Source organism: Pseudomonas sp. Van50, assembly GCF_055390755.1.
Genome location: NZ_AP024343.1, coordinates 29,435 through 51,822, shown reverse-complemented (window position 1 = coordinate 51,822; position 22,388 = coordinate 29,435). Strand labels below are relative to the sequence as shown.

Here is a 22,388-nt window from a genome sequence, read left to right as displayed (position 1 = left end):
TGTTTTGGAATTTCCTGTCAGACGCAGCCGTCGGAATCAGCGATGCGAACCGTCCGCACCGTAAGAATCACAAAAAAAGGAACTCAAATCAGTCTTTTAGGAGTCAGACGTCTACAGAGGCAGGTTCGATGGGTAATATCCCCTCAGAATCGACCATGCAACTTGCCCGATTTTTCTGACACTAACCAACATCATTCATTAAGGAGCGTAGGAAAATGGAATCCGCCACTGAGCACCAAGGCCGCATTCTGCTGGTAGACGATGAGTCCGCCATCCTGCGTACGTTCCGTTACTGCCTGGAAGACGAAGGCTATACCGTCGCCACCGCCAACAGCGCCGCCCAGGCCGACACACTCCTGCAACGCCAGGTGTTCGACCTGTGTTTTCTCGACCTGCGCCTGGGGGAGGACAACGGCCTGGATGTCCTGGCACAAATGCGTATCCAGGCGCCCTGGATGCGGGTTGTCATCGTCACCGCCCACTCGGCCGTCGACACCGCAGTCGATGCGATCCAGGCCGGGGCCGCCGACTACCTGGTCAAGCCTTGCAGCCCGGATCAACTGCGCCTGGCCACCGCCAAGCAGTTGGAAGTGCGCCAGCTGTCGGCAAGGCTCGAAGCCCTGGAAGGGGAAGTGCGCAAGCCCAAGGACGGCCTCGATTCCCACAGCCCGGCGATGAAAGTCGTCCTGGAGACCGCCCGCCAGGTCGCCAGCACCGACGCCAACATCCTGATCCTCGGCGAATCCGGTACCGGTAAAGGTGAGCTGGCCCGGGCGATCCATGGCTGGAGCAAGCGGGCGAAAAAGTCCTGCGTCACCATCAATTGCCCGTCGCTGACCGCCGAGTTGATGGAAAGCGAATTGTTCGGCCACAGCCGTGGGGCCTTCACCGGTGCCAGCGAAAGTACCCTGGGACGGGTCAACCAGGCCGACGGCGGTACGCTGTTTCTCGACGAGATCGGCGATTTTCCCCTGACGTTGCAGCCCAAGTTGTTGCGGTTCATCCAGGACAAGGAATATGAGCGGGTAGGGGACCCGGTCACCCGCCGCGCCGACGTGCGGATTCTCGCCGCCACCAACCTCAACCTCGAGGACATGGTGCGCGACGGGCGCTTTCGCGAAGACCTGCTGTATCGCCTGAACGTCATCACCCTGCATCTGCCACCGTTGCGTGAGCGCGCCGAAGACATCCTGACCCTGGCCGACCGCTTCCTGGCCCGCTTCGTCAAGGAATATGCGCGCCCGGCCCGGGGCTTCAGCGACGAGGCTCGCGAAGCGCTGCTAGGTTACCGATGGCCCGGCAACATCCGTGAACTGCGCAACGTGGTCGAGCGCGCCAGCATCATCTGCCCGCAGGAAAAAGTCGAAATCAGTCACCTGGGCATGGCCGAGCAGCCGGTCAACAATGCACCGCGCATCGGTGCCGCACTGAGCCTCGACGAATTGGAAAAAGCCCACATCGGGGCGGTGCTGGCCACGGCTGACACGCTCGATCAGGCGGCCAAGACCCTGGGTATCGATGCCTCCACGCTGTATCGCAAACGCAAGCAGTACAACCTGTGAGCGACACCTTATGAAACTGGCGATGAAGCTGCGCACACGGCTGTTTCTCAGTATCTCGGCCCTGATCACCGTGGCATTGCTGGGATTGGTGCTTGGCTTGGTCAGCGTCATGCAAATGGCCAATACCCAGGAACAATCGGTACGCGACAACTTCATCCTGTTGGACCTGGGCCTCAAGCTGCGCCAGACCCTCGGCGATCAGTTGATCATCATGCTCGACGACAACCCCGACCTGGCCGCTCTGGAGGCATCCGAGCGGCAATACCTGGCGTTGATCGACCAAGGGATCGCCCACGAAAGAAAGCTGGACAACACGGCCGCCAGCTTCAGCAGGGCCAAGGCCGACTACGTTGAATTTCTCGAGGCCTTCAGCGCGTCTCGCCAGCAACCGAGACAGCTCACGGGCATCAAGGACCTCACCGAAAAATTCAACGTGCTGCGCAATGGACTGATCGAAGGTTATCGCCAGGCCCTGACCAAGATCGGTGAAACCCAGGACCGCGCGCGCGAACGCGCCTTGTGGATTTCCGGGCTGCTGGGGCTGGTGGGGTTTGCGGTCCTGGTCATCGGTTTTATCACGGCCCATGGCCTTGCCCGGCGTTTCGGCGCACCGATCGAGGCGCTGGCCGCGGCGGCGGATGACATCGGCCAGGGCAATTTCGAGGTCACGCTGCCCGTTTCTTCCGCCGCCGAGTTGAATTTGCTGACCCGTCGTTTCGGCGTCATGGCCCAGGCACTGCGCGAACATCAGGCCACCAATGTCGATGAACTGCTCGCCGGCCAGCAGCGTTTGCAAGCGGTGCTCGACAGTATCGACGACGGCTTGCTGATGATCGATCGCCAAGGCCAGCTGGAGCACCTCAACCCGGTGGCCCAGCGTCAATTGGGCTGGGATGAGGCGCGCCTGGGCCAAGGGCTCGGCGAGGCGCTGGGACGCCTGGAACTGGATGAAGAATTGCACCTGGTGCTGCGCGGTGGAACCCTGGAGCGGGCGCCGGAAGACCTGACCATCGAGGTCGATGGCGAGTCGCGGGTGCTGACCTACAGCCTCACGCCGGTCAGCCACACCCAGGGCCACATCCTCGGCGCGGTCATGGTGCTGCATGACGTCACCGAACAGCGCGCCTTCGAACGGGTGCGCAGCGAGTTCGTCCTGCGTGCCTCCCATGAGCTGCGCACGCCGGTGACGGGCATGCACATGGCATTCGGCCTGTTGCAGGAGCGCCTGCACTTCCCGCCGGAGTCCCGCGAGGCGGACCTGCTCAACACCGTCACGGAAGAAATGCAGCGGCTGATGCAACTGATCAACGACCTGCTGAATTTCTCTCGCTACCAGAACGGCCTGCAAAAGCTGACCCTGGCGCCTTGTTCCATCGACGACCTGTTGGAAGAGGCCCGCCTACGGTTCGCCGAACAGGCCCAAGCCAAGGGTATCGAGCTGCTCGTGGCGATCCAGGGCCCATTGCCACGGCTGCATGCCGACGCTGCGCAACTGGATCGGGTGCTCGATAACCTGATCGACAACGCCATGCGCCATACCGGCGAAGACGGCCAGATCCGCTTGCAGGCCCGACGCCACGGCGAGCGGGTAATCATCAGTGTCGAAGACAACGGCGAAGGCATTGCCTACGGCCAACAGGGAAGGATCTTCGAGCCTTTCGTCCAGGTCGGACGCAAGAAGGGTGGCGCCGGCCTCGGTCTGGCCCTGTGCAAGGAGATCGTCCAGCTCCACGGTGGCCGCATGGGCGTTTATTCAAGGCCGGGGCAGGGCACGCAGTTCTACATGGCGCTGTCAGTCTGAGCGCAAGGCCTGGGAAACCTAGGCTTCATCATCAAGGCGACGCCCACGCAGGCGTCGGCCACGGGTAATCAATTCGATGAGTTGGACCGCGCTGAGGGCATGGGCGAACAGCCAGCCCTGGCCGAACCTCACCCCTTCGCTGCTCAAATAAGAGGCCTGGGCTTCATGCTCGATGCCTTCGGCGATCACCTTGAGCTGCAGCGCGTGGGCCATGCGGATGATGTGCGGGGCCACGCCGCTGCTAGCGGCATCGTGGCCCAAGGCGTCGATGAAGGCCTTGTCGATTTTCAGGCAGTCCACCGGCAGGGTTTGCAGGTAGGCCAGGCTGCAATAACCCGTGCCAAAATCGTCGATCAGCACCTGATGCCCGACGTCGCGCAGCGATTGCAGGTTATCCCGGGCAACCAACACGTCGATCAGCCCGCGCTCGGTCACTTCGAAGGCGATCTGATGCGCCGAGACCCGATGCAATGCCAGCAGGCGAGCGATCACTTCGCCAATACGCGGCACCATCACATCGCAGGCCGCCAGGTTCACCGAGATATACAGCTGCGGATTGGCCCGCAACAGCTGGCCCAATTGATCGAACAGCCGCTGCAGCACGAAATCGGTGATCTGGCGGATCTGCCCGGTGTTCTCGGCCATCGGGATAAACAAGTCCGGGCTGGTCAGGGTGCCGTCCGGTCGTCGCCAGCGCAGCAAGGCTTCGGCACCGACGCAGTTGCGGCTGTCCAGGTCGAAAATCGGCTGGTACAGCACCTGCAATTCACCGCGCCGAATGGCCCCGTGCAGCTCAGCATCCATGGACTGGCGATGGCGCGCCAGCAGAAACACCTGGAAACCAATCCCCAGGCCCAGCACCAGGCTGATGGGCAGCATCCACCAGGCATTGGCCGGGATCTTGAAACCGTTGCGCTGGGCGATCAGCACCAGTTGATATTCCGGGCTGTCGGTGGGCATCCGATAAATCAGCCGGGTCTGCGTCACCTGCAAGGCATTCTGGCTCTTCGGTGGCCAAGGCTCTGTGGGCGGCCAGTATTGCTGGGTGCCCAACACGGGAATGGCCCGCGTGCCATGATCCAGGACCACCAGCAGGCTGCTGCCCGGTGGCAGGTCGACCACGTCGGCCAAATGCCCCCGGGAGGTGGCGACTCGGAAATTGCCACGGCCCAGCATCAACGCAGCGCGGTCTTCGTTGGGTTCGGTGGTGGTATTGAGCCAATAGCTGTAGGTGGGGCCTCGAAGATCGGGCGGACGGGCCACCGACAGCCCGCTTTGGCGCGGACGATTGGAACAGACGCCGCTGCCATCGATGTACACCGCTTCATAAACGAAACGGTAATTGAAGCTGACCTCTCGCAAGGTCGCGATCATGTCATCGTCGCAGCCGCGCAACGGCTGGTTTTGCAGGTCGTCGAGGCTTTCCCGCAATTGCCCGAAAAGCTGTTCCAGCCGTTGCAGGAAGCGCTCGCCCTGGGCATTCATCTGATCACTTTCTCGCTGCTGGATCTGCTGCACGACCACAAACAGACTGCCCGTCAGCAGTAGGAAGGTACTCAGGGCAGCCGCCATCATCGCCAGGAACAGGGGGCGATGGAGCCAGCTCTGTAAGGTTTCGCGGGCAGCCGTCATCATGGGTAATCCGAAAGTTACCAATGAGTTATAGCTTCTGATTTGGATTTGGCCCGATTCGTCGGACGGGCGTCATTATTTTGTCTGGTTGAGCACCTGCAGAATCGCCGCGCTTTGCGGGTCCGGCATGCCATCGAAGCGGGCCGGCCGGTAGTGCATCTGAAACGCGGCCAGCACGTGGTGGGTGGCCACGTCCCATTCGCCGGTCTGGGGCGTCGGGTAGCCCAGACGGGCCAGCTCGGCCTGGAACCAACTGGCAGGCGGTAGCTGCGTTGCGAAGAAAACCTGCTGGCGTGCGACGGCCTGTTCATCCGGCCACACCCCCAGGCCCGCTTGCGCCAGACGCTTCCAGGGGAACAGCGGCCCCGGATCGAGCTTGCGCAGGGGCGCGATGTCGCTGTGGCCGATGATGCTGCGCGGGCTGATCCCGTTGCGCTGGATGATGTCCTTGAGCAAGACGGTCAAGGCCTGGACCTGAGCTTCGCTGTAGGGGTACCAGAGGCGCCCGGTGGGCGTGTCGACGAAACCCGGATTGACGATTTCGATGCCGATGGAGCTGGAGTTGAGCCAGGTCCGGCCTTCCCATTCACTTTCCCCGGCGTGCCAGGCGCGCCGGCTTTCATCCACCAGCTTGTAGATGGTCGCGTCTTTATCGTCGCCAATCAGGTAATGGGCACTGACTTCGCCATGGGTCAGCAGGGCCAGTGAACGCTCCAGGGACGCCGAGGTGTAATGCACCACCACGAATTGGATGCGGTTGTCATGGTTGACGGAGGGGTGACTGGTATCGAACCGAGGGCCGCTGGTGCAGCCGGCAAGGATAAATAAAGAAACAATGAGCGAGAAAAATTTCATGGCGGAGGGCATTACGCGCTGGAAGTAATGCAACAGTGTAACGTATCGCCCCGCGATGATCCGGTGCGCGGGACGATATTAAACAAATTGGAACAATTAGCCCTCAGCCCAGCTCCACGCGGTTGCGTCCGGCATTTTTGGCCCGATAGAGCGCCTGATCGGCTCTTTTAAGCACCAAATCGCTGTGTTCACCTGGCTTGAAAGCCGTCATGCCCACCGATACCGTCACCGTCACCGGTTCGCCCTTGAAATGAAACGGGCAGGCTTCGATGGCCAGACGCAGCGCCTCGGCCAGCTTGGCGCCAGCCGCCAGGGGGGTATCCGGCACCAGCAGGACAAACTCCTCGCCACCAAAACGCGCAATGAAATCGCCGCCACGCAGGCGTTTGCGCAGGACCGAGGCGATCAGCTTCAACACCCGGTCACCGGCCAGATGGCCATAGTTGTCATTGATGCGCTTGAAATGATCGAGATCGAGCATGGCCAGCAGCAAGCTGTTGCCGTGCTGCTGCCACTGGACGACTTCATGCTCCAGACGCTCGGACCAGGCGGCGCGGTTGGGCAACCCGGTGAGCGGATCGACCAACGCTTTCTGCCGCTGTTCCTCGAGATTTTCCCGCACGACCTGGGCGTCCTGCTCCATCAGCGCGACACGATCGGCCAGGCTTTTCAGGCGCACCGAGACTTCCTGCTCGCGTTGATCACGTTGCCGGCGGTGCTGGTCCATTGTCCCGAGCAAGCCTTCAAGGTGATTCTCAAGCACCTGCTTGAGGCCTTCCAAGTCATCGGCTTGTTGCACGCTGCTTTGCAGGCCATCCACCTGTTCGCGAATCTGGGTGTCCATTTCCCGGGAGGCCGACAGATTGTCGGCGTGGTCTTCACTGGCGGCCTGCAGGCTGCTCTGGAAGGACTCGAGACGATCATTGAGGCGTTGCAGGTACGCTTCGAATTCATGCTGGCCGGTGTCGGTGATGTCCAGCATCAACACCGCCAGATCATCGAGGATCGGCAGCAGTTCGTACCAGTTCAAGCCATTTCGCAACCGCTCACCCATGGCCTCGGCTTGTGGTCGATGACGCTCGGGTAAGGTCAGGTCGCCCAACAGGCCCAGCAAAGTGTCTTCGATGTGCTTGGCGACCGAGCTGTAGGACGGTTCCGGCGAATCGGGCAGGGCGTATTGGGCATCAGCCAAATCGGCGGCGGCCAAAGGCTCGTCAGGCTCGGCTTCAACTGGAGGCGGCGAGGGGTCGGGGAGGGTCTGTGACACCTCTTCGGACATCAGCTCGTCGGGATTTTCCAGGGCGGGTGTCGCTACCGGGAGTTCGTCGGCGGCCACCGTCTGCAAGGGGGCGGGCTCGGCGGCTTCGTCCGGCTCGCTGATCGGCTTAGCCACTTCAGCGGCTGGTGCCGGAGCGGACGTCGGCGCAGGTTCGGTCTGCGGGGTAACCTGGCCGACCGGTTCGGGCGTTGCCTCCAGCGTGGGAGCTTGCTCCGCTACCGACGGGACGGTTGCTGGTGCTGGTGCTGGTGCTGGTGCTGGTGCTGGTGCTGGTGCGATGGATGCTGTGTGAACTGCCGGCTCAACGGCGACTGGCAGGGCCGTGTCTGCCAGAGGCGCCACGCTGGCCTGGGCAGGCTCGTGAGGCTGGGGCGTCGCTTCCTCATGGCCTTGGCCACCAAACAGCCGTTGCAGCAATCCGGGGCGGCTCGGTTCGACAGGGGCGTCCAGGACACTCAGTGCCTTGCCTTGCAAACCGCTCAATTCGCTGAGCAGCAGCGGAATCTCCCGGGCCTGGCCGACCCGCTCTTCCAACTGCTTGGAAAATTTCTTCAGGGGCCGGCTGACTTCCTTCGGCAGCGGCAGGCTTTGCAGCTGGGCCACCAGGGCCGTCAATGCGGTGCTCATCTGCTCGATGCGGGTTTCGCGGCGCTGCTCGGAATCGAGTACGGCTTTCTCCAGGCGCGGCAGCAGGGCGGCGAGGCCGGCGTCCATGTCATCGGTGCGCACCACCTCGCGCATCTCTTTCATGCATTGGTCGACGACCCGATCAGTGCCCTCGGCGGCCAGGGTGCTGCGCACCAGGCCACGACGCAGCAAGTCGAGTCGAGCATCCCAACGGCGCTCGAGCTTTTCCTGCTGTTCGATACTCTTGAGGTATTTCTCTCTCCAGCGTTCGGCTTCGTCGCTCATTCATCGGATCCGCGAGGGGCAGTACTCAGCGCGGGGAATGCATCGGCCGTGAGCGAACCCGGCAAACGAATTTCTACCGCGACCGGCAGGTGATCGGAAATGGGTTGGGCCAACACCTCGACACGTTCGAGGGTCAGGGTCGGGCTCAACAGGATATGGTCCAGGCAGCGCTGGGGGCGCCAGCTGGGGAATGTCGCTTCCAGTTGTGGTGCGAGCAGACCGAGATCGCGCAGGGGCGAGGTCTGCAGCAGGTCGGTGGCGTGGGTGTTCATGTCGCCCATCAGTATCTGGTGCTTGTAGCCGCCGATCAGCTCGCGAATGTACGCCAGCTGCATCGTCCGGGTACGCGCCCCGAGTGCCAGGTGCATCATGACCACGACCAGCGCTTCCGGACCTTCGCCAAAACGCGCAAGAATCGCCCCGCGCCCCTTGGGGCCCGGCAGCGGATGGTCCTCGATCGCCCAGGGACGCAAACGACTCAACACGCCATTGCTGTGCTGGCCGAGACGTCCGAGGTTGCGATTGAGTTGTTGGTACCAGTAGGGGAAGGCGCCCAATTGGGCCAGGTGTTCCACCTGATTGACGTAGCCTGACCGCAGGCTCCCGCCGTCGGCCTCTTGCAGGGCCACCAGGTCGAAATCCTTGAGCAGGTCGCCGATTTTCTGCAAGTTGCCGGCACGCCCGGTGTGCGGCAGCAAATGCTGCCAGCCGCGGGTCAGGTAATGCCGGTAGCGTTCGGTGCTGATGCCCACCTGGATATTGAAGCTGAGCAGCCGCAAGCGGCTGTCGCCAGGCAGGCCCGTGGACGTGACATGGTGCTCGTTGACCCGTGGTTCATGCAGGCCAACGATGCGTTCGGTACTCCAGCGGGCCATGGGCGTGGGCCGCGCTTAGTTGGCGACAGCCTTGGTGGCCGCTCGCTCTTTGGCGATCAGTTGGTCGGCCAGTTGCAGCGCTTGTTCGGCCCCGCCGGCAGAGCCGATGTCAAAGCGATATTTGCCGTTGACGATCATGGTCGGCACGCCCGTGATCTCGTATTTCTTCGCCAGGTCACGGGCCTTCTTGATCTGGCCCTGGATGGCAAAGGAGTCGAAGGTGGCCAGGAACTTGTCCTTGTCCACGCCTTGGGTCGCCAGGAAATCGGCCATGTCTTGTTTGTCGGTCAGCTTCTTGTGTTCTTTCTGGATCGCGTTGAAAACGGCTGCGTGAACCTGGTGCTCGACGCCCATGGCTTCGAGGGTCAGGAACATCTGGCCGTGAGCGTCCCATGGGCCACCGAACATGGCGGGGATGCGAACGAAGTTAACGTCCGACGGCAGTTTCTCGACCCATGGGTTGATGACCGGTTCGAACGCGTAGCAATGCGGGCAGCCGTACCAGAACAACTCCACGACTTCGATCTTGCCAGGCGCTGCCACCGCAACGGGGTTGGTCAATTCGACATAGGGTGCGGCGGGCTTTTCAGCCGCTTGGGCAGTCATGCCGAACAGGCTGGCGGCGACGAGCGCGGCGCTGATGATCAGATTACGCATGCTTTACTCCTGGACAATGAGGGGGCCTCGCAAGACCTGCTTCTAAGACAGACCGTGGCGGGTTCAAGTTCTCTAGTGTAACGGCAGCGGCCACAAAAAAGGGCGGCCAAAGCCACCCTTTTGATGCTCGCATCGACAGATTAATCGAGCGTTAACGTTGCAAGAGGTGTATCCCCCTCAACGGCCTTAGTGCAAGCCCTGAATGTAGGCGGAGACTGCCGCGATATCTTCGTCGCTCAGCTTTTTGGCGATGCTCTGCATGGGCTTGGTGTCGCCATCGTTGGTCCGGCCGCCTTCTTCTTTACGGAAGTCGGCCAGTTGCTTGCCGACGTACTGGGCATGCTGGCCGCCCAGGTGTGGGAAACCGGCAGCCGCGTTGCCTTTGCCATCCGGGGAGTGGCAACCGGTGCAGGCTGGCAAGCCTTTGTCGAGGTTGCCGCCGCGGAACAGCGCTTCACCGCGAGCCACGAGTTTTGGATCGGCGGCGCCGACGCTGCCCTTCTGGCTGGCGAAATAGGCCGCGATGTCCGCCAAGTCCTGATCGCTCAGGTTGGTCAGCAGGCCGGTCATTTCCAGCACCGTGCGCTTGCCGGACTTGATGTCGTGCAGTTGCTTGTTCAGGTAACGCTCGCCCTGGCCCGCCAGTTTCGGAAAGTTGGGCGCCATGCTATTGCCATCCGGGCCGTGGCAGGCCCCGCATACGGCCGCTTTCGCCTGACCGGCAGCGGCATCGCCAGCGGCGTGGGCTACGCCGGATATCCCCAAGGTCAACAGCAGACTCACGATCAGTTTGTTCATCAGCTAATCCAACTACGGCTAAGGGTTAAAGAGTTATGGACCGGGTTTACTCGCTCATCCACTGGATGATGGCTCGGTAATCCTCGGCACTGCAGTCCATGCACAAACCACGCGGCGGCATCGCCTTGAAACCCTGGGTCACGTGTTGCACCAGCGTCTCCATACCTTTCGCCAACCTCGGCGTCCAAGCTTCCTGATCACCCTTGCGGGGCGCCATGGGGAGTTGGCCGGAATGACAGGCACCACAAACACGGTTGTACACAGCTTCCGGATCCTGTGTAGCCTGAGCGCTGTAAAGCGGCATCAAGACACCGGCAGCTAGCAGCCATTTCGTCATAAAACGACCTTTTCAGGGTTGGGAACGAGCTGCGTTCTAATGCGCAATTTCGGTCGGTCGCTCCCGTGAGCTTCATCCTACGCTGGGACAAAGCGCACACAAAATCTGCGGCATTATATACTGGCGTCACTGAAACGGAAACGACACAGCTTGCCGCGTCCATTCCCGACGCCGCCCACATCGGAAATCCCATGCAACTGAAGAACCCCATCCTTGGCCTGTGCCAACAGTCCACCTTCATGCTCAGCGCCGCCAAAGTCGATCAATGCCCAGACGACGAAGGCTTCGAAGTGGCTTTTGCCGGGCGTTCCAACGCCGGCAAATCCAGCGCGCTGAACACCTTGACCCATGCGAGCCTGGCACGCACCTCGAAAACCCCGGGTCGCACGCAGCTCTTGAACTTCTTCAAGCTAGACGATGAACGGCGTTTGGTCGACCTGCCCGGCTACGGCTACGCGAAAGTACCGATCCCGCTCAAGCAACACTGGCAGCGCCACCTGGAAGCGTACCTGGGCAGCCGCGAGAGTTTGAAAGGCCTGATCCTGATGATGGACATCCGCCATCCGATGACCGACTTCGACCTGTTGATGCTCGATTGGGCGGTCGCCAGCGGCATGCCGATGCACATCCTGCTGACCAAGGCCGACAAGCTCACCTACGGCGCGGCGAAAAATACATTGCTCAAAGTGCAGTCGGAAATTCGCAAGGGCTGGGGCGACGCGATCACCATCCAACTGTTCTCGGCGCCCAAGCGCATGGGCCTGGAAGAAGCCTACACGGTGCTGGCCGACTGGATGGAGTTGGCGGACAAGGGCAGCGAAGAGGCCGAATAAGCCAAATCGCAGGCAAAAAAAACCCCGGACTTCTTATGGGGAGGGGGAAGTTCGGGGTCCAAGTTCCGGACCGCTAGGGCGGGGTCCAGATATCTGCCAACACTTAACACAACATAGGAGCATTGAAGGGCTTCACCAGCCATTCAGAATCTCTGAGTGGCGATTCACGGGTTTAGTTCAGATTATTTTTGGAAATAACCGTAGGAATTTTCCGAGCTAATGAGGCCGCACCTGGGTTTTCGGTGACTCAATGGAGCATGGGTGTCTGGGCCGACGCTATCGCGAGCAAGCTCGCTCCCACAGGGAATGGGTGTTGGGCTCGGTATTCGGCTCGACACAAAACCATTGTGGGAGCGAGCTTGCTCGCGATGACCATATTTCATTCCCCGCAGATTTATCAGCCGCCACAAGAGCCCTCGACCTCAGGGCTTGGGAATCAGTGCGCCTCGTCCCAGTTATTGCCCACACCCACTTCCACCAACAGCGGCACGTCCAGCGTGGCGGCGGTGCTCATGTGCTGGCGGATTTCTTCGCGCACCTGATCGACCAGGTCTTCACGCACTTCCAGCACCAGTTCGTCGTGGACCTGCAGGATGACCTTCGCATCCAGCCCGGACGCCGTCAGCCAGCGGTCCACGGCGACCATGGCTTTCTTGATGATGTCAGCGGCCGTGCCTTGCATCGGCGCGTTGATGGCGGTGCGCTCGGCGCCTTTGCGCAGGGCCGGGTTTTTCGCGTTGATGTCCGGCAGGTACAACCGGCGACCGAAAATGGTTTCGACAAAACCTTGCTCTGCCGCCTGGGCGCGGGTGCGCTCCATGTACGCCAGCACACCCGGGTAGCGAGTGAAGTAGCGGTCGATATAGGCCTGGGACTGCTTGCGATCGACGCCGATCTGCTTGGCCAGGCCGAACGCACTCATGCCGTAGATCAAACCGAAGTTGATCGCCTTGGCGCTGCGGCGCTGGTCATGGGTAACCGCGTCCAAATCGACGCCGAACACCTCGGCCGCCGTGGCCCGGTGCACGTCCAGGTCATTACGAAACGCATGAAGCAACCCTTCGTCCTTGGCCAGGTGCGCCATGATTCGCAGTTCAATTTGCGAATAGTCCGCCGCCAGCAGTTTGTAGCCTTTCGGCGCGACGAACGCCTGGCGGATGCGTCGACCTTCGGCCGTGCGAATCGGGATGTTCTGCAGGTTCGGGTCGATGGATGACAGGCGCCCGGTCGCGGCGACGGCCTGCTGGTAATTGGTGTGGACGCGGCCGGTGCGGCTGTTGATCTGTTCCGGCAGGCGATCGGTGTAGGTGCTCTTGAGCTTGCTCAGGGAGCGGTACTGCATCAGCACCTTGGGCAGCGGGTAATCCTGCTCAGCCAGCTCGGCGAGCACCGCTTCGGCGGTGGACGCCTGGCCCTTGGCGGTTTTGCTGAGCACCGGCAAACCGAGCTTTTCGTACAGGATCACGCCCAATTGCTTCGGCGAACCCAGGTTGAATTCCTCGCCGGCGATGGCAAACGCCTCACGCTCCAGCGCCACCAGTTTTTCGCCCAGCTCGACACTCTGTACGCCCAGCAGGTTGGCATCGACCAACGCCCCCTGGCGCTCGATGCGCGCCAGGACCGGCATCAGCGGCATTTCGATGTCGTTGAGCACCCGCCCCAGGCTTGGCGTGGCGGCCAGCTTTTCCTGCAAGGCCTGGTGCAGGCGGAAGGTCACGTCGGCGTCTTCGGCGGCGTAAGGGCCGGCCAGTTCCAGGGAGATCTGGTCGAAGGTCAGTTGCTTGACCCCTTTGCCAGCGATGTCCTGGAAATCGGTCTTGCTCTGGCCCAGGTACTTGAGCGCCAGGCTGTCCATGTCGTGGCGGGTCGCGGTGGAGTCCAGCACGTAGGATTCGAGCATGGTGTCGAAGGCAATGCCCTGGACCAGGATGCCGTTGTTCTGATCGCCACCGATGGCGCAGTTGGCCAGGATGTTGGTTTCGAACTTGGCGTGCTGGCCGATCTTGAGCTTGTTCGGGTTTTCCAACAGCGGTTTGAGCGCCTTGAGCACCGTGTCGCGGTCCAACTGCTCCGGCACGCCCATGTAGGAGTGGGTCAGCGGGATGTAGGCCGCCTCGAAAGGGGCCACGGCGAACGACAAGCCGACCAGTTGCGAATGCTGGGCATCACCGCCGTTGGTTTCGGTGACAAAAGCGAACAGCGGCGCTTTGTCCAGTTTCGCCAGCCACGCCTCGAAGTGCGCCTGATCGAGGATGAGGTCGTACTTGGCCTCGGCGGCACCGGGCTGTTCTTCGGCCACTTCGACGATCTCCTGGCCGGCACGCTTGGCGTCCCGCTGGTTTTCCTCGAACCAGCTCTTGAACTCCAGCAACGTGTACAGCTCGGCCAGCTTCTCGTGATCGGGTGCGCCCATTTGCAGGTCGTCCAGGCCGACATCCAATGGCACGTCAGTCTTGATGGTCGCCAGCTCGTAGGAAAGCAACGCCATTTCCTTGTGCTCTTCAAGCTTGGCGGCCAGGGTCTTGGCGCCACGGATCGGCAAGGTGGCGACGATATCCAGTTGCGCGTACAGCTCGGTCAAGCCGCCATTGACGCCCACCAGCAGGCCGGAAGCGGTCTTCGGTCCGATGCCCGGAACGCCGGGGATGTTGTCGGACGAATCGCCCATCAGCGCCAGGTAATCGATGATCTGCTCTGGAGCGACGCCAAACTTCTCCTTCACGCCAGCCACGTCCAGGGCACTACCGGTCATGGTATTGACCAAGGTAATGTGCCCATCGACCAACTGCGCCATGTCCTTGTCGCCGGTGGAGATCACCACCGGGCGGTCGGCCGCCGCGCTGCTGCGGGCCAGGGTGCCGATCACGTCATCGGCTTCGACGTTGTCCACGCACAGCAGCGGGAAGCCCAGGGCCTTGACGCTGGCATGCAGTGGCTCGATCTGCACGCGCATGTCGTCGGGCATGCTCGGGCGGTTGGCCTTGTACTCGGCGTACAGCGCATCGCGAAATGTCCCACCCTTGGCGTCGAACACCACGGCGAATGGACTGTCCGGATACTGCTTGCGCAGGCTCTTGAGCATGTTCAACACGCCTTTGACCGCACCGGTCGGCAGGCCTTTGGACGTGGTCAGCGGTGGCAGCGCGTGAAAGGCGCGGTACAGATAAGAAGAACCGTCCACCAGGACGAGGGGGGCTTGGCTCATGAGCAGGATCAACCTTTTCGGCGGGTCCGGGGCTAGAATAGCGGGACCGTTGACGACAAAGGGACAAGGTTATCATGCGTACACTAAATCGCCTGTTACTGGCTGGCTTGTTTGCAATCACCCCGTTGGCCGCCATGGCAGCGGATGACGCACCTTCGGCGGACCCGGACGTCACCATCCGCACCGAAGGCGATAAAACCATTCAGGAGTATCGGCAAAACGGATTTTTGTACGCGATCAAGGTCACGCCCAAGAACGGCAAGCCTTATTTCCTGGTACGCGCCGATGGCACTGATGCAAACTTCATCCGCTCGGACCAGCCGGATATGCTGATCCCTTCGTGGAAAATCTTTGAGTGGTAGCCCCACTCTGCACTTCAACCGGCGCCCGCTGAAGGGCGCCCGTACTGGCAGTTTTAACCATGTCTGTGTTCACGCCCCTGGCTCGGCCCGAGCTGGAAACCTTTCTCGCCCCTTACGGGCTTGGCCGTCTGCTTGATTTCCAGGGGATCGCCGCCGGCAGCGAAAACACCAATTTCTTCATCAGCCTGGAGCAGGGCGAATTCGTCCTGACCCTGGTCGAGCGCGGCCCGGTGCAGGAAATGCCGTTCTTCATCGAACTGCTGGACGTGCTGCATGACGCCGACCTGCCGGTACCTTACGCCTTGCGCACCACCGACGGCGTCGCGCTGCGGGAGCTGGCGGGCAAGCCGGCGCTGTTGCAACCGCGCCTGGCGGGCAAGCACATCAAGCAGGCCAACGCCCAGCACTGCGCCCAGGTCGGGGAGCTGCTGGCGCATCTGCACTTGGCGACCCGCGACAACATGATCAAGCGCAAGACCGATCGTGGCCTGGACTGGATGCAGGAGGAGGGCGCCAAGCTGCTCTCGCACCTGGATACCGCGCCGCGTCAGTTGCTGGAGGCTGCGCTGGATGAAATTTCGTTGAAGAAGGTAGGCATCCTGGCGCTGCCCCGGGCCAATATCCACGCGGACCTGTTCCGCGACAACGCGATGTTCGAGGGCACGCACCTGACCGGGCTGATCGACTTCTACAACGCCTGCTCCGGGCCGATGCTGTATGACGTCGCCATTGCCTTGAACGACTGGTGTTCGGATGACGACGGTGTGCTCGATGGTCCGAGAGCGCGGGCATTGCTGGGTGCCTATGCGGCACTGCGGCCGTTCACCGCCGCCGAGGCCCAGCTATGGCCAACCATGCTGCGCGTGGCGTGCGTGCGGTTCTGGCTGTCGCGGTTGATCGCCGCCGAGTCCTTCGCCGGGCAGGATGTGTTGATTCACGATCCGATGGAGTTCCAGCAGCGCCTGGCGCAGCGGCAGACGGTTCACGCGTTGCTACCGTTCGCCCTCTAAGTACCAATAGAAGGCTTTCGCCGAACGCTGCTTTTGTGGCGAGGGAGCTTGCTCCCGCTAGGGTGCGGAGCAGCCCCAAAATCTTGCGGTCGCTGCGCAACCGAGCGGGAGCAAGCTCCCTCGCCACAGGATCCATGTTCGGCAGGAGCGCGCGGGGCTGGGGTCATAGCGACTCCAGGCACCCCGCCAGATCATTCCCCAGCTTCTCCAACAACTGCTCATACCCTTGCGCCGTCGCCGGGGTATAGCCGCCCAGTGCATCCAGCTCCGCCAGTTTCACCGGCAACCCGGCCACCAGGGTTTCGGCCAGGCGCGGGCGCAACGGCGGCTCGCTGAAGACGCAGGTCTTGCCCACCGCTTGCAAGCGCGTGCGCATCGCCGCCACATGCTGGGCGCCGGGCTGGACTTCGGCGGCCACGGCGAACACCCCGGCGTGCTTGAGGCCGTAGTTGTCTTCGAAATAGTCGAACGCTTCGTGGAACACGAAATACGGTTTGCCCGCGACCCCGGCCAGTCGCGTCTTGAGGCGCGCGTCCAAAGCGTCGAGACGCTGGTTGAAACCCGCGAGGTTGCTCTGGTAGCGGGCCGCATTCGCCGGATCCGCCGCGCTCAGGTCGGCCGCCATTTTCGCGGCGATCACCCGCGCATTGTGCGGCGATAGCCACAGGTGGGCATCCACGGTGCCGGGGCGGTGGTCGTGATCGTGCTCATCGCCGTCATGGTCATCGTCCTCGTGGGACGCGCTGTCCTGGGCGAAGTGACGCAACTTGAGCCCCGGCAGTGCCTGCACAGCGACCGACGGCAGCGTACGACCGTTCAACACGCGCGGTAGGAAACCCTCCATGTCCGGCCCAATCCAGTACAGCAGGTCCACCGACTGCACCTTGCGCACGTCCGATGGCCGCAACGCATAGTGATGCGGCGAAGCCCCTGGCGGCAGCAACACTTCCGGAACGGCCACGCCGTCCTGCACGGCGGCGGCAATCAACTGCAACGGCTTGATGCTAGTGAGGACCTTGACCTCGGCCTGGGCCGGGCCAATCAGTAGAAAACTTGCGACAAAAGCGACAAAGAGCGAAAAAAATCGGGACACGATGACCACTCGAAGAGGCGAGAACGGGTAACATAATAACGTCTCTCACTAAACTCGTCGCTGCCCATGCCTATTACGCCCCTTGCCAGTCGTCCCCACGATCACTCCCACTGCGTGCACACCGCGCTGTCCGAGGCCGACGCCATCTGCGCGCGCCAAGGGTTGCGCCTGACCGCCCTGCGTCGGCGCGTGCTGGAATTGGTCTGGCAAAGCCACAAGCCGCTGGGCGCCTACGACATCCTGGCCGTGCTCAGCGAACAGGACGGCCGCCGTGCCGCGCCGCCAACGGTCTATCGGGCGCTGGATTTCCTCTTGGAAAACGGCCTGGTGCATCGCATTTCGTCGCTGAACGCCTTCGTCGGCTGCAACCATCCGGAGCACGCCCACCAAGGCCAGTTCCTGATCTGCCGCGAATGCCACGCCGCCATCGAGCTGGAACAGAAGTCCATCAGCGATGCCATTATCGCCAGCGCCCAGGAGGTCGGCTTCGTGGTCGACACCCAGACCGTCGAGGTGGTCGGTCTCTGCTCCGGCTGCCAGGGGGCCTGATGAGCAATGCGTTGATCCGTCTCGAGCAGGTGGCCGTGACGTTCGCCGGGCAGAACGTGCTGGACAACATTCACCTGAGCGTCGAGCCGGGGCAGATCGTGACCCTGATCGGCCCCAATGGCGCCGGCAAGACCACCCTGGTGCGCGCCGTGTTGGGTTTGCTCAAGCCCGACAGCGGCAGCGTCTGGCGCAAGCCCAGGTTGCGCGTCGGCTACATGCCGCAAAAACTTCACGTCGATCCGACGCTGCCGCTGTCCGTGCTGCGCTTCCTGCGCCTGGTGCCGGGCGTGGACCGCGCACGGGCCTTGGCCGCGCTCAACGAAGTCGGTGCCGAACAGGTGATCGACAGCCCGGTGCAAAGTGTCTCCGGGGGCGAGATGCAACGCGTGCTGCTGGCCCGCGCCCTGCTGCGCGAGCCTGAACTGTTGGTGCTCGACGAGCCGGTACAAGGCGTCGATGTGGCGGGGCAGGCCGAGCTGTACAGCCTGATCACCCGCCTGCGCGACCGTCACGGCTGCGGCGTGCTGATGGTGTCCCACGACCTGCACCTGGTGATGAGCACCACCGACCAGGTGGTCTGCCTCAACCGCCACGTCTGCTGTTCCGGGCACCCTGAGCAGGTCAGTGGCGATCCGGCCTTTGTCGAGCTGTTCGGAAAAAACGCACAAAGCCTGGCGATTTATCACCACCACCATGACCACGCCCATGACCTGCATGGCTCGGTGGTCAGCGCCCCTTCCGCTTCCAATCATGTTCATGGAGATGGCTGCAAGCATGGCTGATTTTCTGTTGTACGCCCTGCTCGCAGGCCTGGCACTCGCCCTGGTCGCCGGCCCCCTGGGTTCGTTCGTGGTCTGGCGGCGCATGGCCTATTTCGGCGACACCTTGTCCCACGCCGCCTTGCTCGGCGTGGCCCTGGGGTTTCTGCTGGATGTCAGCCCGGCGGTAGCAGTGACCGTTGGTTGCCTGTTGCTGGCGGTGGTCCTGGTGACCCTGCAACACCGCCAGCCGCTGGCGTCCGACACGTTGCTGGGCATCCTCGCGCCGAGCACCTTGTCCCTCGGGCTGGTGGTGCTGAGCTTCATGCATGACGTGCGCATCGACCTGATGGCCTATCTGTTCGGCGACCTGCTGGCGATCAGTCCGACGGACCTGTCGTGGATCCTGGGCGGTAGCGCGGCGGTGCTGCTGTTGCTGGTGGCGCTCTGGCGACCATTGCTGGCCGTCACCGTGCACGAAGAGCTGGCCCGGGTCGAAGGCTTGCCTGTACTGGGTTTGCGACTGGCGCTGATGCTGCTGATTGCGGTGGTCATCGCCGTGGCGATGAAAATCGTCGGTGTGTTGCTGATTACGTCATTGCTGATCATCCCGGCGGCTGCGGCACAGCGTCACGCCCGCTCGCCCGAGCAGATGGCGCTCGGCGCGAGCCTGCTGGGCATGCTCGCGGTGTGTGGCGGCCTGGCACTTTCCTGGTTCAAGGACACCCCGGCCGGGCCATCGATCGTGGTCAGCGCCGCGGCGTTGTTTCTGCTGAGTTTTGTCCTGCCTCGTCGAGGGGTGTAGACTTGCTCGCTTTTTGCGCAAATAGAGAGTCGCAGGAATGAAGCCGTTCGCCTCCCGTTATCTGCTCCTTGTCGCATTTTCCCTGCTGCTGGGCGCTTGCCAGAGTATACCGCCGGTCACCCAGGCTCCCGATACGCGGGGCCCGGCCATCGCGCAGCTCGAGCAAAGCCTGGCCAGCAATGAGCTGGCCACCGCTGAAGACCAGCTGGCTGCCTTGCAAGCCCAGTCGCCCGAAGACCGGTCGCTGGAACCCTACCAGCGGCAATTGGCCGAGGCGTATTTGCGCCGCAGCCAGATCGACTTGCAAAAAGGCGACGTAAACGCCGCCGCCACCGCCCTGAGCCGTGCCCGGGCGTTGATGCCCAAGGCCCCGGCCCTTACCGGCGAGGTCAACAGCGCCATCGCCGAAGCCCGCAAGGCCGACCTGGAAAAAGCCGAGGCCGACCTCAAGGCCGCCGAAGCCAAACCGGTCGCCAAGGTGATCGACCCGAGCGCCCCCAGCACCACGGTTGCGCTCAACCTCGCCGATATACAGCAAATGCGTCGGCAACTGGATGCCATTGCCGCGGATGTGGTGAATTACCAGTGCGACGTAAGCATTCAGGCGCCGCGCACCGATGATTATCCGTGGTTGGCGACGTTGCTGACCAAGCGGGTCAAGAAACTTGATCCCGGGTTTGATCTGAAACTGCAGAAGCAGATTGTGCGCAGTGTGCCGGCGCAGATCGTGCTGACTCCGCGCAAACCCTAAAAGCATCGCGGGCAAGCCTTGCTCCCACAGGGCAATTCCCACAGCTCAATGTGTTCCCTGTGAGAGCTGCCCCCATAGGTCAATATCTTCCCTGTGAGAACTGATCTGTGGGAGCAAGGCTTGCCCGCGATAGCGTCCGATCAAGCAACCAAGCTCTTTCAGACACTCATCAAGCCGGAATCGCCTTCGCCTTAGGCTCCCGCGCCCACACCCGATGCTGGGCAATCGCGTCGAAGAACGCCTGGAACTTGCCAGCATCCACGTCAGGAATCAGCCCCGCATCCGCCTCCAGTTTCAACAACACCAGCAACTGCCGCGCTTCGCCATTCAGAGCGATGGCCTTGAGGTGCTTATAGGCTTCCAGCAAGTAATGCAGGGCCACGCCGTCGGTACTCAAGGCCTTGATCGACTCCGCGCCACCCGGCACGAACACCGCATCAAAGGCAATAGACGGCAACCCTTCCATGGACGCATCCACCGGTAGTGTTTTCCCGTCAGCGGTGGTCACTGGCGCAGAAGTCGGCCCCAGCACCTTGGCGTGGGCGCCCTTCGCTTTCAAAGCCTTCTTGAGCGCCTCGATGATCGCCCCGTCGACGCCGTTAGCCACCAGCACGGCCACTTTTCGCGTCTTGATGTCCCCAGACAGCAGGTTCGCCTGACTCAAGGCCGGGGATTGCTTCAGCGAGGGTTTCGGCACATCGACGGTGCCGGCGGTGGGGGCGGGCAGGCCCAGGTTTTTCGCCACCCGCGCGGCCAGTTCCAAATCGATGTTGGCCAGGATCTCGTTGACCTGCCGCGCCCGGATGAACTCCCGCTCTACCTTGCCCAGCTCGAAGCTGTAGGCCGCGATGATGTGCTCTTGCTCGTGGGCGCTCATGCTCTTGTAGAACAACCGCGCCTGGGAGAAATGGTCGGAGAACGACTCACTGCGCTGGCGGATCTTGTAGGCATCGATGCGCTCTGGATAACTTTCGAAGCCGCCATCTTCCGGGCCAGGTGGGGTTTCCTTCGGCCAGCCACCATCGATGGAGTTCGGCTCGTAGGAGGTGCGGCCCTTGTCGATGGTGGTGCGGTGCATCGCATCGCGCTGACCGTTGTGCACAGGCGTGATGGCACGGTTGATCGGCAGCTCATGAAAATTCGGCCCACCAAGCCGGCTGATCTGCGTATCGGTGTAGGAAAACAGCCGACCTTGCAGCAATGGGTCGTTGGAAAAGTCGATGCCCGGCACGATATGCCCGGGGCAGAAGGCAACCTGCTCGACCTCGGCGAAGAAATTGTCCGGGTTACGGTTGAGCACCATCTTGCCCAGGGGCGTGATGGGCACCAGCTCTTCAGGGATGATCTTGGTCGGGTCGAGCAGGTCGAAGTCGAACTTATGCTCGTCTTCCTCGGCAACGATCTGCACGCCGAACTCCCATTCCGGGTAGTCGCCCATCTCGATCGACTCCCAGAGATCGCGACGGTGGTAGTCCGTATCCTTGCCGGCCAGCTTCTGGGCTTCGTCCCAAACCAACGAGCAGGTACCGACTGTTGGCCGCCAATGGAATTTGACGAAGCTGCTTTTGCCTTCGGCGTTGATCATGCGGAAGGTGTGCACACCGAAGCCCTGCATGCTCCGCAGGCTTTTAGGAATGGCCCGGTCGGACATCGCCCAGATCACCATGTGCGCCGATTCCGGCACCAACGAGACGAAATCCCAGAACGTGTCGTGGGCCGAACCGCCGGTAGGGATTTCATTGTGGGGTTCGGGCTTCACCGCGTGGACGAAGTCGGGAAACTTGATCGCATCCTGGATGAAAAATACCGGCATGTTGTTGCCCACCAGGTCGAAGTTGCCCTCATCGGTGAAGAACTTGACCGCAAAGCCACGAACGTCCCGCACGGTGTCGCCGGAACCCCGTGGACCTTGCACGGTGGAAAAACGCACGAACACCGGGGTTTTCTTGCTCGGGTCCTGTAGGAAACCAGCCTTGGTCAGCGCCGAATGCGCTTCATAGCTCTGGAAGTAGCCATGGGCGCCGGTCCCACGGGCGTGAACGATGCGTTCCGGGATGCGTTCATGGTCAAAATGCGTGATTTTTTCACGCATGATGAAGTCTTCCAGCAGCGACGGGCCCCGGGCGCCGGCCCGGAGGGTGTTCTGGTTATCGGCGATCTTCACACCCTGATTGGTGCGCAACGCCTGTTCGGTGGCGTCGGAGCGAAACTGTTCCAGGCTCTCGAGCTTGGCGTTGGTGTTGCCGCGATCCAGGGTGTCGGTCCCGGCCAGTTGGCTCTTGTTGGCCGTGGGTTTTTTGGTACTCATCAGGCA

The 22,388-nt window shown here is 62.1% G+C and carries 19 protein-coding genes; 9 read left to right on the top strand and 10 right to left on the bottom strand.

Annotated elements, in window-relative coordinates; translation table 11 throughout:
- Window positions 1-215 precede the first annotated feature (215 nt).
- Together algB and ACZ5M5_RS00220 are read left to right on the top strand one after the other, a co-directional pair.
- Complete coding sequence (algB, locus tag ACZ5M5_RS00225; protein WP_053126909.1) at window positions 216-1,562, top strand: sigma-54-dependent response regulator transcription factor AlgB; 1,347 nt, start codon at window positions 216-218, stop codon at window positions 1,560-1,562.
- A 10-nt stretch (window positions 1,563-1,572) separates the two neighbouring features.
- Window positions 1,573-3,363 carry an ATP-binding protein gene (locus tag ACZ5M5_RS00220; RefSeq protein WP_103308618.1) on the top strand — a complete coding sequence of 597 codons (1,791 nt, stop codon included), beginning with the start codon at window positions 1,573-1,575 and terminating at the stop codon, window positions 3,361-3,363.
- A gap of 18 nt (window positions 3,364-3,381) precedes the next feature.
- On the opposite strand, the gene ACZ5M5_RS00215 is transcribed toward ACZ5M5_RS00220, so the two are convergent.
- The 7 genes from ACZ5M5_RS00215 to ACZ5M5_RS00185 all read right to left on the bottom strand — a co-directional run bounded on the left by ACZ5M5_RS00215 (window position 3,382) and on the right by ACZ5M5_RS00185 (window position 10,708).
- Window positions 3,382-4,995 (bottom strand): EAL domain-containing protein, encoded by a 1,614-nt coding sequence (locus ACZ5M5_RS00215; RefSeq protein WP_060743102.1) that lies wholly within the window; start codon window positions 4,993-4,995, stop codon window positions 3,382-3,384.
- 75 nt (window positions 4,996-5,070) lie between these two features.
- Window positions 5,071-5,850, bottom strand: a complete 780-nt coding sequence (locus ACZ5M5_RS00210; RefSeq protein ID WP_464738414.1) for an N-acetylmuramoyl-L-alanine amidase — start codon at window positions 5,848-5,850, stop codon at window positions 5,071-5,073.
- A 103-nt stretch (window positions 5,851-5,953) separates the two neighbouring features.
- Window positions 5,954-8,041: a GGDEF domain-containing protein gene (locus tag ACZ5M5_RS00205; protein WP_464738413.1), complete on the bottom strand. Its 2,088-nt coding sequence runs from the start codon at window positions 8,039-8,041 to the stop codon at window positions 5,954-5,956.
- The gene (locus ACZ5M5_RS00200; RefSeq protein WP_060739878.1) at window positions 8,038-8,916 is read right to left on the bottom strand and encodes an endonuclease/exonuclease/phosphatase family protein; all 879 of its coding nucleotides are present in this window, start codon (window positions 8,914-8,916) and stop codon (window positions 8,038-8,040) included. Before ACZ5M5_RS00200 ends, ACZ5M5_RS00205 begins: the two co-directional genes overlap by 4 nt.
- Before the next feature lie 15 nt (window positions 8,917-8,931).
- Window positions 8,932-9,573, bottom strand: a complete 642-nt coding sequence (locus ACZ5M5_RS00195) for a thiol:disulfide interchange protein DsbA/DsbL (RefSeq protein WP_060739879.1) — start codon at window positions 9,571-9,573, stop codon at window positions 8,932-8,934.
- A gap of 186 nt (window positions 9,574-9,759) precedes the next feature.
- A complete protein-coding gene (locus ACZ5M5_RS00190; protein ID WP_060739880.1) occupies window positions 9,760-10,371 on the bottom strand; it encodes a c-type cytochrome in 612 nt (203 codons plus the stop codon).
- A gap of 46 nt (window positions 10,372-10,417) precedes the next feature.
- A complete protein-coding gene (locus ACZ5M5_RS00185; protein ID WP_003196231.1) occupies window positions 10,418-10,708 on the bottom strand; it encodes a c-type cytochrome in 291 nt (96 codons plus the stop codon).
- A 191-nt stretch (window positions 10,709-10,899) separates the two neighbouring features.
- Here ACZ5M5_RS00185 and yihA point away from each other — a divergent pair, with 191 nt between their 5' ends.
- A complete protein-coding gene (gene yihA / locus ACZ5M5_RS00180; RefSeq protein WP_003196227.1) occupies window positions 10,900-11,541 on the top strand; it encodes a ribosome biogenesis GTP-binding protein YihA/YsxC in 642 nt (213 codons plus the stop codon).
- A 436-nt stretch (window positions 11,542-11,977) separates the two neighbouring features.
- Here yihA and polA read toward each other — a convergent pair whose 3' ends face one another.
- Window positions 11,978-14,746, bottom strand: coding sequence for a DNA polymerase I (gene polA / locus ACZ5M5_RS00175; RefSeq protein WP_464738412.1), 2,769 nt, complete (start codon window positions 14,744-14,746; stop codon window positions 11,978-11,980).
- A 74-nt stretch (window positions 14,747-14,820) separates the two neighbouring features.
- On the opposite strand from polA, the gene ACZ5M5_RS00170 reads away from it, so the two are divergent.
- Both ACZ5M5_RS00170 and ACZ5M5_RS00165 read left to right on the top strand, forming a co-directional pair.
- Window positions 14,821-15,108 carry a DUF2782 domain-containing protein gene (locus ACZ5M5_RS00170; RefSeq protein WP_060739882.1) on the top strand — a complete coding sequence of 96 codons (288 nt, stop codon included), beginning with the start codon at window positions 14,821-14,823 and terminating at the stop codon, window positions 15,106-15,108.
- A gap of 59 nt (window positions 15,109-15,167) precedes the next feature.
- Window positions 15,168-16,118, top strand: a complete 951-nt coding sequence (locus tag ACZ5M5_RS00165) for a homoserine kinase (protein ID WP_464738411.1) — start codon at window positions 15,168-15,170, stop codon at window positions 16,116-16,118.
- A gap of 163 nt (window positions 16,119-16,281) precedes the next feature.
- Here the strand turns inward: ACZ5M5_RS00165 and znuA are convergent, their stop codons facing one another.
- Window positions 16,282-17,211 (bottom strand): zinc ABC transporter substrate-binding protein ZnuA, encoded by a 930-nt coding sequence (gene znuA / locus ACZ5M5_RS00160; protein ID WP_464738410.1) that lies wholly within the window; start codon window positions 17,209-17,211, stop codon window positions 16,282-16,284.
- 66 nt (window positions 17,212-17,277) lie between these two features.
- On the opposite strand from znuA, the gene zur reads away from it, so the two are divergent.
- From zur to ACZ5M5_RS00140, 4 genes are read left to right on the top strand one after another with little or no spacing between them, the layout of a single operon-like run.
- On the top strand, window positions 17,278-17,760 hold the full coding sequence (gene zur / locus ACZ5M5_RS00155; protein ID WP_060739885.1) for a zinc uptake transcriptional repressor Zur: 483 nt from the start codon (window positions 17,278-17,280) through the stop codon (window positions 17,758-17,760).
- Complete coding sequence (znuC, locus tag ACZ5M5_RS00150; RefSeq protein ID WP_060739886.1) at window positions 17,760-18,542, top strand: zinc ABC transporter ATP-binding protein ZnuC; 783 nt, start codon at window positions 17,760-17,762, stop codon at window positions 18,540-18,542. Before zur ends, znuC begins: the two co-directional genes overlap by 1 nt.
- Window positions 18,535-19,323, top strand: coding sequence for a zinc ABC transporter permease subunit ZnuB (gene znuB / locus ACZ5M5_RS00145; RefSeq protein ID WP_003196213.1), 789 nt, complete (start codon window positions 18,535-18,537; stop codon window positions 19,321-19,323). The genes znuC and znuB overlap by 8 nt, the downstream gene beginning before the upstream one ends.
- Before the next feature lie 37 nt (window positions 19,324-19,360).
- Window positions 19,361-20,074: a PA5502 family lipoprotein gene (locus ACZ5M5_RS00140; RefSeq protein ID WP_103309407.1), complete on the top strand. Its 714-nt coding sequence runs from the start codon at window positions 19,361-19,363 to the stop codon at window positions 20,072-20,074.
- Window positions 20,075-20,243: 169 nt separating this feature from the next.
- Here ACZ5M5_RS00140 and katE read toward each other — a convergent pair whose 3' ends face one another.
- Window positions 20,244-22,382 (bottom strand): catalase HPII, encoded by a 2,139-nt coding sequence (gene katE / locus ACZ5M5_RS00135; RefSeq protein ID WP_464738409.1) that lies wholly within the window; start codon window positions 22,380-22,382, stop codon window positions 20,244-20,246.
- Between the last annotated feature and the right edge of the window lie 6 nt (window positions 22,383-22,388).